10 protein-coding genes are annotated in these 10,843 nt (G+C 63.6%); 3 read left to right on the forward strand and 7 right to left on the reverse strand.

Annotated elements, in window-relative coordinates:
- Positions 1–197: 197 nt before the first annotated feature.
- From hisG to hisS, 3 genes are all read right to left on the reverse strand, one after another.
- Positions 198–896, reverse strand: coding sequence for an ATP phosphoribosyltransferase (gene hisG, locus NKJ89_RS34895; protein WP_352608961.1), 699 nt, complete (start codon positions 894–896; stop codon positions 198–200).
- The gene (locus NKJ89_RS34900) at positions 893–2,014 is read right to left on the reverse strand and encodes an ATP phosphoribosyltransferase regulatory subunit (RefSeq protein ID WP_352608962.1); all 1,122 of its coding nucleotides are present in this window, start codon (positions 2,012–2,014) and stop codon (positions 893–895) included. The genes hisG and NKJ89_RS34900 overlap by 4 nt, the downstream gene beginning before the upstream one ends.
- Positions 2,015–2,192: 178 nt before the next feature.
- Positions 2,193–3,758: a histidine--tRNA ligase gene (gene hisS / locus NKJ89_RS34905; RefSeq protein WP_352608963.1), complete on the reverse strand. Its 1,566-nt coding sequence runs from the start codon at positions 3,756–3,758 to the stop codon at positions 2,193–2,195.
- A gap of 257 nt (positions 3,759–4,015) precedes the next feature.
- On the opposite strand from hisS, the gene NKJ89_RS34910 reads away from it, so the two are divergent.
- Complete coding sequence (locus NKJ89_RS34910) at positions 4,016–4,270, forward strand: hypothetical protein (protein ID WP_352608964.1); 255 nt, start codon at positions 4,016–4,018, stop codon at positions 4,268–4,270.
- 58 nt (positions 4,271–4,328) lie between these two features.
- Here NKJ89_RS34910 and NKJ89_RS34915 read toward each other — a convergent pair whose 3' ends face one another.
- Positions 4,329–4,967: a DNA-3-methyladenine glycosylase I gene (locus tag NKJ89_RS34915; protein ID WP_352608965.1), complete on the reverse strand. Its 639-nt coding sequence runs from the start codon at positions 4,965–4,967 to the stop codon at positions 4,329–4,331.
- Between the two features lie 214 nt (positions 4,968–5,181).
- Here NKJ89_RS34915 and NKJ89_RS34920 point away from each other — a divergent pair, with 214 nt between their 5' ends.
- A complete protein-coding gene (locus NKJ89_RS34920) occupies positions 5,182–5,922 on the forward strand; it encodes a L,D-transpeptidase (protein WP_352608966.1) in 741 nt (246 codons plus the stop codon).
- 273 nt (positions 5,923–6,195) lie between these two features.
- Positions 6,196–7,116 (forward strand): bifunctional 5,10-methylenetetrahydrofolate dehydrogenase/5,10-methenyltetrahydrofolate cyclohydrolase, encoded by a 921-nt coding sequence (locus tag NKJ89_RS34925; protein WP_352608967.1) that lies wholly within the window; start codon positions 6,196–6,198, stop codon positions 7,114–7,116.
- Between the two features lie 9 nt (positions 7,117–7,125).
- Here NKJ89_RS34925 and NKJ89_RS34930 read toward each other — a convergent pair whose 3' ends face one another.
- Genes NKJ89_RS34930 through NKJ89_RS34940 form a run of 3 tightly spaced genes read right to left on the reverse strand, consistent with a single transcriptional unit; the run spans position 7,126 to position 10,677 of the window.
- Complete coding sequence (locus tag NKJ89_RS34930; RefSeq protein WP_352608968.1) at positions 7,126–8,130, reverse strand: hypothetical protein; 1,005 nt, start codon at positions 8,128–8,130, stop codon at positions 7,126–7,128.
- A gap of 31 nt (positions 8,131–8,161) precedes the next feature.
- Positions 8,162–9,460: a glycolate oxidase subunit GlcF gene (gene glcF, locus NKJ89_RS34935; protein WP_352608969.1), complete on the reverse strand. Its 1,299-nt coding sequence runs from the start codon at positions 9,458–9,460 to the stop codon at positions 8,162–8,164.
- Positions 9,461–9,471: 11 nt separating this feature from the next.
- Entirely contained in the window at positions 9,472–10,677 is a 1,206-nt protein-coding gene (locus NKJ89_RS34940) for an FAD-binding protein (RefSeq protein ID WP_352608970.1), read from the reverse strand.
- Positions 10,678–10,843 lie beyond the last annotated feature (166 nt).

The following is a 10,843-nucleotide window of genomic DNA, read 5'->3' on the forward strand; positions in this document are numbered from 1 at the left end:
CAAGCGCAAGCGCCTCAAAGCCCTCATGAACCCGACCTACCGCCAAGCCGTCCTTGCAGGTTAACGATTCATGATTTCGCCCTGAATGAAACGCTGCCGGCACAAAGGCATCTACATCGCCGGACCAGCCGCCGTCAGGATTCTTGTTAGGCTCGGGTTCGAAGCCCCAAGGATGTGGCGGGCGGGAAGGGCCGCCGCTATCCGGCCGCTGCCGCTACCTTCACGGCAATGTCGCGCAGGATCGCTTCGTCCGCCGCCGCCCGTGCCTTCTTCGAGGCCACGAGACAGGCCTGCGATCGCAGCACGAGGCCGTCGCCCAGCACCTTGAGATGGTTGGCGCGCAGCGTCGAGCCCGTGGTGGTGATGTCGACGATGACATCGGCCAGCCCAGCGGCCGGCGCGCCTTCGGTGGCACCAAGGCTCTCGACGATGCGGTAGACCTGGATGCCATGCTTCTGCGAGAAGAATTGCTGGGTCAGCCGCCAGTATTTCGTGGCGATGCGCAATCGCCTGCCATGGCGCTGGCGGAAATCGGCGGCGACATCGTCAAGGTCGGCCATGGTGTCGACGTCGAGCCATATGTCCGGCACGGCAACCACGACATCGGCACTGCCAAAGCCGAGACGGGCGACGATTTCGGCGCGGGTCTCCCAGTCAGCGAGGTTCTCTCGCACCAGATCTTCGCCGGTGATGCCGAGATCGACCGTGCCCTGGCCGATCTCGCCTGATATCTCGGAAGCCGACAGGAACACCACTTCGACATTGTCCAGGCCCTCGACGCGGGCGTGGTACTTGCGTTCGTCGCCGGGCAGGCTGACGGCAAGTCCGGCTTTGGCCAGTATTTCCAGCGCCTGCTCTTTCAGGCGGCCTTTAGACGGGATCGCAAGCGTGATCATGGCGCCGTCTCCCGCAACGCCTCGATGCGGTCGAGCCAGACGGAAAAGCCGACGCCGGGGATCGGCGTCTTCGCGCCAAGCAAAGTCAGCAGCCGGTCGTAGCGGCCGCCACCGGCCAAGGGCCGGTCGCCATTGTCAGCCGCGATTTCGAAAACCAGGCCGGTGTAGTAATCGAGCGGACGGCCGAAGGCGGCATCGTAACGGATGTTTCCGGCCGGCAGGCCATGCGCCTCGATCGCCTTGGCGCGGGCGGCGAACTTCTCCAGCGCGGTATCGAGCGAAAGCCCGGCAGCGCTGGCGAAGGAGGCCAGCGCCTCGGCCGCGCCGTCGAGCGGCACGTCGATCGCCAGAAAACCCTTCAGCGCCGCGAAGGCCTCGTTCGACAGCCGCACGCTGCGCAGTTCGGCTTTCTCGATCAGCCGCCGTGCAATGTCGGATGGCGGGCGTCCGGCGGACGCCGACAGCCCCGCCTCTTCCATGCCGTCGGCGATGTGGGCGGAAAGTCCGTCCAGATCACCGTCGAGAACGAGGGCGGCGACCGGCCCGGAGAGCTGACCGTTGCGCGGCGGATTGGCGAGATCGGCGAGTGCCGCCTCAAGCATCGGCGCCGAACCGAAGGCGCGGGCAAGACGCATACGCCAGCCGCGGGGCAGGCCAAGGGAAGCCAGCACAGCCTCGAAAATGGTCTGGTCGCCGAGCGTGATCGCCAGGGCCTGGCCGGGCAGCACCAAGGAAAGCAGCGCATGCGCGTCCGCCAGCGAGCGGGCATCGGCTTCAGCGGTGTCACGGTCGCCGAGGTCCTCGATACCGGCCTGGAAGAACTCGTTGCCGCCCTCGCGACGCTGGCGAAAGACCTCGCCGAGATAGGAATAGCGACGCGGCGTCCCGGCCTGCGAATTTATGTGGTCGAGACAGACCGGAATGGTGAATTCAGGCCGCAGGCACAATGTCTGCCCCGTCTCGCTTTCGGTCAGGAAGATGCGGCGGCGCAGATCCTCGCCGGCCATGTCGAGGAATGGATCGGCTGGCTGCAGCACCGCGACCTCGACGGCATGCGCGTCGCGGGTGGCGAAGAGGTTGGTGATGTCGGCTGCGATGGCGGGGTAGCGGGAGGTCATCGATCGGATGGGCGCGAGGCACCCCCCTCTGGCCTGCCGGCCATCTCCCCCGCAAGGGGGGAGATTGGCAGCTTGGGGCTCGGCGCCTCTCCTTCAACGCTGAAGATTGGCGAAAACCCACGCGACATCCAATCTCCCCCCTTGCGGGGGAGATGGCCGGCAGGCCAGAGGGGGGTGTTCAAGCGCCACCTTTCGCGCGATCGGCAGCCTGCGCCGCCAAAATCTTCTTCACCTCGGCGACCAGTTCGCCCTCCGCCACCGTCACCTGCGCCGGACGGGCGGCGCGCCATTCGGCGTTGTCTGTGATCTCGGCCGACATGCGCGCGCCTTCGATCAGGTCCTTGATCTGCAGCTCGCCCTTGGCGCGCTCGTCGCCCCCCTGGATGATTGCGACCGGGCAGCCGCGACGGTCGGCATATTTGAGCTGTGCTTTCATGCCGGCGCCGCCGAGGTACATTTCGGAGCGGATGCCGGCGGCACGCAGCTCCGACACCATCTTCTGGTAACGGCCGAGGCTGTCGGTATCCTTGTCCATCACCAGCACCACGACCGGCGCGATCACGTCCGAGGCGTCGAGCTTGCCGAGGTTCTTCAGCGCGGTCATCAGTCTGGAGACGCCGATGGAGAAACCGGTTGCCGGCACCGGCTCGCCGCGAAAGCGCGAGACCAGGCCATCATAACGGCCGCCGCCGCCGACCGAGCCGAAGCGCACGATCTGGCCATCCTCATTGGGGATTTCCGCCAGCAGTTCCGCTTCGAAGACGGAGCCGGTGTAATATTCGAGGCCGCGCACGACCGACGGGTCTATGCGGATGCGATCGGGACCATAACCTGCAGCAAGAACGAGCAGTTTAATTTGAGCTAACTCTGCTGTGCCTTCGGCAAAGGCAATGTTGCCGGTGCGGCCAAACAGCTGATTGAAGGGAAAGCGAGGGTCGGGCGTGAAAGCTGCCCCATCCCCGTAAGCTTCGCCACCTCCGGCCTTTCCTTCAATTGCGACAGTGGCGTGCACGATGGCAAGGACCAGATCAACCTCAACCTCATCCAGCCCCGCGCCTTTGGTGAAATCGCCGCTCTCGTCCAGGCGGCCCTTGCCGAGAAGGTTGCGCACGCCGTCTGCGCCGATCTTGTCCAGCTTGTCGATCGCCCGCAGCACCGTCAGCCGGCGGCCGGCATTCTCGTCGCCGCCAAGGCCGATCGCCTCCAGCACGCCGTCCAGAACCTTGCGGTTGTTGACGCGGATGACGTAGTCGCCGCGCTTGATGCCGAGCGCTTCCATCACGTCTGCCATCATCATCGCCATCTCGGCGTCGGCGGCCACGCCCGGCGTGCCGATCGTGTCGGCGTCGAACTGCATGAACTGGCGGAAGCGGCCAGGGCCCGGCTTCTCGTTGCGGAACACCCAGCCGGAGCGATAGCTGCGATAGGGTTTCGGCAGGCGCTCATAGTTCTCGGCGACAAAGCGCGCCGTCGGCGCGGTCAGGTCATAGCGCAGCGACAGCCATTGGTCGTCGTCATCCTGGAAGGAGAACACGCCTTCGTTGGGCCGGTCCTGGTCGGGCAGGAATTTTCCAAGCGCATCGGTGTATTCGATCAGCGGCTGGTCGGCCGGTTCGAAGCCATAAAGCTCATAGACCGAGCGGATCGTCGCCATCATCTTCTCGACGGCGCGGATGTCCTCTGCGCTGCGGTCGGCAAAACCGCGCGGCAGTCGCGCTTTCGTCTTTTCCGATTTGTCGGCCATGAGCTGGATCTTTTTTGTTGGGTAAATGCGGACTTGTTTCAAGTGCGCGTGTCCTAGCCGAAGCGGCTTTGTGCGGCAAGGCCGCCGAGGCGCACCCCATCTGCACTCTCTCAGAGAGATGGGTGCGAGCGCCTGCCTTCGTTTCAGCCGCCCCTGAAACAGAAACGCGCCGAAAGTGAAACAATCCGGCCATGGGCGCGGCATCGTGCCGACACAATCGCAAGGGATAAACGCGCCGAAATGAGGGGTTCGCGGCGATGACCAGCACAGCAAGATTCCATGCCATCGGCAGCGACGCAGGCGAATTGCCCGCACGCCTGCGCCCGGCGGACAGCCACGCTCCGAAAATGGTCAGCCAGGCTGCCGGGCCGTTCGAAGTAGCCGCCGACGCCGGCAAGGATCCATCCATGCGCGAAGCGTTGATGACCGGCCTGCTGGTGATCTATCCAACAGTGGCCACGGTGGTGGCGATCGTCGCCGGCCTAGTGCTGGCCAGTGCCAACGGCACCTGAAGTTACCCCCACCCGCACCTTCGGCGCGACCTCCCCACAAGGGGGGAGGTGGGGAGCCCTATTTCGGTCTTTTGAACGCCTTCCGCTGCTTCTCAACCTCTTTGCGGCAGACGCAGCCCTCGAGATGGTCGTTGACCAGACCCATCGCCTGCATGAAGGCGTAGACCGTGGTCGGGCCGACGAAGCTCCAACCGCGCTTCTTCAGCTCCTTCGAAATTCGCACCGAGACGGCCGTGGTCGGGTTGGCGCGCAGATGGGCGAGATCGACGATCACGGGCCGCTCATCCTTGCCGGGTTCGAACTTCCAGAACCAGGCGGCCAGCGAGCCGAACTCGTCGGCCATCTCGCGGGCGCGCTTGGCGTTGTTGATGGTCGAGACGATCTTGCCGCGATGGCGGATGATGCCGGCATTGCCGAGCAGGCGCTCGACATCCTTGTCGGTGAAGGCAGCGACCTTGTCGAATTCGAAATTGGCGAAGGCCGCGCGGAAATTCTCCCGCTTGCGCAGGATGGTTAGCCATGACAGGCCCGACTGAAAGCCCTCGAGGCAGATCTTTTCGAACAGCCTGCGGTCATCGGCGACCGGCCGTCCCCACTCATGGTCGTGGTAGTGCAGGTAATCAGGCAGATTGCCGTGCCAGAAGCAGCGCGCGACACCGTCGGGACCGGCGAGCAGGCCGGTGTTTTCCTTGTTCATAGGCAAAAATCCGTTCGTTAATATGCTTCTGCGCTGCATTTACTGCGGCTTTACCAGATTCCTGAACCCGGCGGTAACCACACCAAAAGGTTTACTGACACTTGCGCATTTTACGCATTCCGATTCATGTTTCGGTTGCTGCTTGCACGCCAATGATCGCCGAACCGGGAGGACGTTTCCACCCGTTTGTATCAGACGATCAAGGTGCGTTCCGATGAAGACAATTCTGTTCCCCATGCTCGGCGCCATGGCTGTGTTTGCCGCCGGCGTCGCGCCCTCAACCGCTGGTGACCGCTATGCCGACAGGCCTCCGGTGATGGTGAGCCCCGACCTTTCCGCCCCTTGGGTGCTGCAGCTCGGCCATGCGCCCGGCATCGTGCGACAGAACCGCCAGATCGTGCAGCAGCAGCCGCGGCTGCGCGCTACGCCACAGCCCGACCGGGTGCAGACGGCAGCGGTGCAGCCACCCGCGAAACGTGTGGCCATGCGCCCGCAGATCAACCCGATCTTCCTGCCGCAGGAGGTCGACTATGACGGCCCGCAGAAGCCCGGCACGATCGTCATCGACACCACGCAGAATTTCCTTTTCCTGGTCGAGAAGGACGGCAAGGCGCGGCGCTATGGCGTCGGTACCGGCAAGCCGGGCTTCGAATGGTCGGGCACGCACAAGATCACCAACAAACGCGAATGGCCGGACTGGCGCCCGCCGGCGCAGATGATCAAGCGCGAAGCCGCCAAGGGCCGCTATCTGCCGACCTACCTGGCCGGCGGCATGGAGAACCCGCTCGGCGCCCGCGCGCTCTATCTCGGCACGACCGAATACCGTATCCACGGCACCAACCAGCCGTGGACGATCGGCGGCGCGGTGTCGTCGGGTTGCATTCGCATGCGCAACGAGGACGTGGTCGACCTCTATGAACGGGTCAATGTCGGAACCACGGTCGAGGTGATATGATAGGTCTTGCGAATCACTTGGCCTGCAATGCAATCTGCTTTTGCAGGCTAGTTTAGGGATAACGGGGGACGGGTCGTATGGGGATGCGGCCAGTCAGGAAGGGCAGCACGGGAAACCGCGCTGCCCTTTCCGTTTTGATCGGCGTCTGATCCATAACGAAAAACGCTTTCGTACGTACGTCGCGCAAGAGGCATGACGGTTCGCTTTCGTGCTGCCCTTGCCGATGTTCTTTTGCTAAGTCGGCGGCAACGCTCAGAGCAAAAGAGTTCACCCATGTCCCTGTCCGAAGATAGCCGTTATCTCAAGGGCGGTCCGGTTGCCCAGCGCATCATCGCCACTGTCCGCGAGGACGCGGCGATTGCCAAAGCCGAAGGTTTTGCGCCGAAGCTGATCTCGATCACCGTCGGCGACACCGCGGCGGTGGATGTCTATGTGCGCAACCAGCGCGCCAAGGCAGAATTGGCCGGCATCGATTTCGAGGAAAGGCGCTTTCCCGCCACGATCACCGCCGGAGAGCTGGAAGCGGCGATCCACGGCCTGAATGCCGATCCGCGCGTCACCGGCATCATCATCCAGCGGCCGGTCCCTGCCCATATCCCGATCAGGACGCTGCAGGCGGCGGTGCATCCGCTGAAGGATGTCGAAGGCATGCATCCGTCCTCGATCGGCAACATCGTCTACAATCAGCTCGACCTCGCCCCGTGCACAGCGGCCGCTTCGGTCGAGCTGCTGAAGGAGACCGGCCTCGACCTCAAGGGGCTGGAAGTCGTGATCGTCGGCCATTCGGAAATCGTCGGCAAACCGATCGCCTTCCTGTTGATGAGCGAGGGCGCGACGGTAACGGTCTGCCACCACATGACGCGATCGGTCGCCGCCCATGCGCGGCGCGCCGACGCGCTGTTCGTCGCCGTCGGCAAGCCGCGGCTGATCAAGGCCGACATGGTCAAGCCGGGCGCCGCCGTCATCGACATCGGCATCAATTCGGAAATCGGACCGGACGGGACGAGCCGCATCGTCGGCGACGTCGACACCGAAAGCGTGCGCGAGGTCGCCTCCTGGATCACCCCGGTGCCAGGCGGCGTCGGCCCGATCACGGTCGCCATCCTGCTGCGCAACACAATGGTGGCGCTCAGCCGCCAGCGCGCGCTCTACGAGGCGACCTACGGCACGGCGGACCGGCTGGCGGCGGAGTAGCTGCTTTCGTCACGTGTATTGCGGCACATGGCATGTGATCCGGGATTCCTCATCCCAGAAGACGTAGAGCATGCCGCCGCTGCCCCAGAAGAAGCCGGCAAGTGAATCGAACTGAAGGAGGAATTTCATTTCCCGATCCGTTCCAGGAACCAGCGGAAACTGTGGTCCTTGAACCCATGACGGCAGCCCACCAAGCCGGAAGAGATTCTGCCTCGAATTGCTCACCCCATAAGACTGCCTGAGCCAGCGAGGCGGCGTGGATGCCAAGCGGACAATGCTCTCCCGCGTGGCCGGCTCAGACGTGAAATCATAGGCGGAATGGAACGGCGCTATCGGTGTCGGCACGCCAGCGGCGTCGTGGGAATAGTAGGTTAACTCAAGAGAATTCACACAGGTTTCAATCCGGAGCCGAGGAAGTGGCCCTCCTTTGCCTCCCAAGTCGTCCATGGTAACGAGATGCACCAGCCTGTTTCGGCAAGTGGGACAAGTAGCCGTCCCTTCGCCACCAACAGAAAATGACTGTTCTGCCGCTGGCAAGTGCCAGGTGGGATGGTTGCGATGTGTCGGAAAAGGCATGTCGGTCGGGGCGCCCCCTTCAAAGATGAAGTGATGGCATGCAGGCGGAGAATGGGGATCATCGTGCGTCAGCCAGTCGGCAAAATCGGGATTGCTGGCAACGGTGCTGTCCGGGAACAACTCGGGTGCCTGCAGGATGGTTTGAGACAAGAGGTCTTCGAGATCAGTTCCGCGCCTTGCGTGGTCCTGCAAGAAGAACGCCAGCTTGCCCAACCGCGTCTCGTCGAGAAACGAAACTGCATCTTCGATCAGAGTGATCTTGTGGATATTGGCTTCAACGGCTGCCCTGACGAGCTGAAGCAAAAACTCCGACCCATCTTGCAGATGTCGAGCGATAATGGCCTCGCATTCGGCATAGTGAGCCTGAAATGTCGAGTGTGACCGATCTGACAAAAGCCGAACGATTGTCTCGATATCTGCTGTGTCTGAGTCTGCCATCACCGCATCGTCTTGGATGAATTCTTTGCGGTCAACTCAGCGTTGGCGGTTTGCCGCCATAGGCCCAGTCGAGCAGCTTGATCGTGTGCACGACCGGCAGCTTCGCGGCGGAGGCGATCTGGGTGATGCAGCCGATATTGCCGGTGGCGACGATCGAGGCATCCGTCGCCTCGATGTTCTTCACCTTGCGGTCGCGCAGCTTGGCCGAAATCTCGGGCTGCAGGATGTTGTAGGTGCCGGCTGAGCCGCAGCACAGGTGGCCTTCGCGGGGCTCGCGCACGATGAAGCCGGCCTTGGCCAGCAGTTCCTTCGGCTGGCGGGTGATCTTCTGGCCGTGCTGCATCGAGCAGGCCGAATGATAGGCGACGACGGTGCCCGGTTTGCGCACCGGTTCGGGCAAGTCGAGACCAGCCAGATACTCGGTGACGTCCTTGGCCAGGGCCGAGACGCGCGCGGCCTTGTCGGCATAGGCCGGATCGTGCCGCAGCATGAAGCCATAATCCTTGATGGTGGTGCCGCAGCCGGACGCGGTGATGACGATGGCATCAAGGCCGCCTTGTTCGATCGTACGCGTCCAGGCGTCGACATTCTGCCTTGCGGACGCCAGGGCAGCTTGCTCCCGCCCCATGTGGTGCACCAGCGCGCCGCAGCAGCCCTCGCCCGGCGGCACCACGACCTCGACGCCGAGCCGCGTCAGCAGCGAAATCGTGGTGTCGTTGATGGCGGGATCGAGCACCGATTGCGCGCAGCCGGTGAGGATGGCGACGCGACCCTTTTTCGCCCCCTGCCCGGCATGGATGCCTGGTGAGGCCATCGGCGAGGCCGCCGGGATCGAGGCCGGCGCAAGCTTGAGCATCGCGCCCAGCGGCCTTAGTGCCGGGATCTTTCCGAAGAGGCCAATGAACGGCTTGCCCAGCTTCGCCAGCTTGAGCGCAGCGCGAAAACGCTTGGGATAGGGCAGCACGAAGGCCAGCATGGCGCGGGTCAGGCGGTCGAGCAGCGGCCGCTTGTAGGTTTCTTGAATATGGGCGCGGGCATGGTCGACCAAATGCATGTAGTTGACCCCCGACGGGCAAGTCGTCATGCAGGCGAGGCACGACAGGCAGCGGTCGATATGGGTGACGATCTCCTTGTCGGCGGGGCGGCCGTTTTCCAGCATATCCTTGATCAGGTAGATACGCCCGCGCGGTGAATCGAGCTCGTTGCCCAATGTCACATAAGTCGGGCACGTCGCGGTGCAGAAGCCGCAATGCACGCATTTGCGCAAGATCCTTTCCGATTCCGCGACATGCGGATCGGCAAGCTGGGCAAGCGAAAAATTGGTCTGCATCGCGTTGGATCCTAGGCCATGCGGCCGGGATTGAGGATGTTCTTCGGGTCGAATTCCTGCTTCAGCCGGTGGCAGAGCGCTGCCAGCGCCGGCGGTTGCGGCTCGAACACCGGCGAGGCAGCGCGATGCGAAGGGGCGGCGCGCACCAGCGTCGCATGGCCGCCGCCGTGTTTCCGCAACAGCCCGCGCAGCAATGCGGCTTCCGGATCGCCCTGTTCCATGCGCAGCCACACCAGGCCGCCCTGCCAGTCATAGAAGGCGCTGACGGCGGCCTGCATGCGCAAGGCCAGCACCATCTGGTGGCCCGCTCCCGGCGTCATCGACACGCGCCACACCGGTTTCTCGCTGCTGTCGGCGAAGGGCCTGCAATCGCGCACGTCAAGCCAGATCAGCCGTGAAATTTCTCCGGAAATCTCCTCCAGCGGCCCGGCCTTGCCGAGCAGCGTTTTCAGTGCGGCGATGCGGTAGGCGACCGAAGGACCAAAGCCCTCGACACGCAGCAGCGTGGCAGCCTCGCTGCCGAGCGCGCCGCCGGCGACGCGTGCGGCGATGCGCTCCGGCAGATGGGCGGCACTCGACACTTCAGCACTCGAACCGAGCGCCAATGCCATGGCTGCTGCGGCCGCATCGTCGAGCAAACCTCGGATTGCGAGCGTGACTTCGGTCTCGGCGGCAGGCAGCACCTTGAAGGTCACGTCGGTGAATACGGCCAGCGTGCCCCAGCTGTTGGCCATCAGTTTCGACATGTCATAGCCGGTGACGTTCTTGACGACGCGGCCGCCCGACTTGAAGGCCTCGCCGCGGCCGGACACCACGTTGATGCCAAGGATATGATCGCGCGCAGCGCCCGCCTTCAGCCGGCGCGGGCCGGAGAGGTTCGCGGCAAGCACGCCGCCGATCGTGCCTTTGCCAGCCTCGCCGCAAAGCAGCGGACCGTAGTCCATCGGCTCGAAGGCAAGCTGCTGGCCGTTCTCCGCCAGCAGCTTCTCGATGTCGACCAGCGGTGTGCCTGCCTTGGCCGACAGCACCAGTTCAGCCGGTTCGTAAAGCGTAACGCTAGTGAGCCTCGACAGGTCGAGCGTATGTTCGGTTTGCAGCGGACGACCGATGCCGCGCTTGGACCCATGGCCAAGGATTTCGAGCGGCGCCTCTTCCGCCACCGCCCAGGCGATGGTGGACAGGACTTCGGCCGATGTGGTTGGCGTGAAGGTGGTCATGAGGAGAACGCGCCAGTCGTGAGTACCGAGATGCTGCGATCCTTGGCACCCCCCTCTGTCCTGCCGGACATCTCCCCCTCAAGGGCAGGGGAATCGCATATGAGTAAGAGTAAGTCTTGCGTTGAGTGGAAAGGTTGATTCTTTAGGGGCCTTCTCTTTGAAGAGG

Origin of the sequence: Mesorhizobium sp. M0047, assembly GCF_040323315.1 — a bacterium.
Classification (GTDB): Bacteria; Pseudomonadota; Alphaproteobacteria; order Rhizobiales; family Rhizobiaceae; genus Mesorhizobium.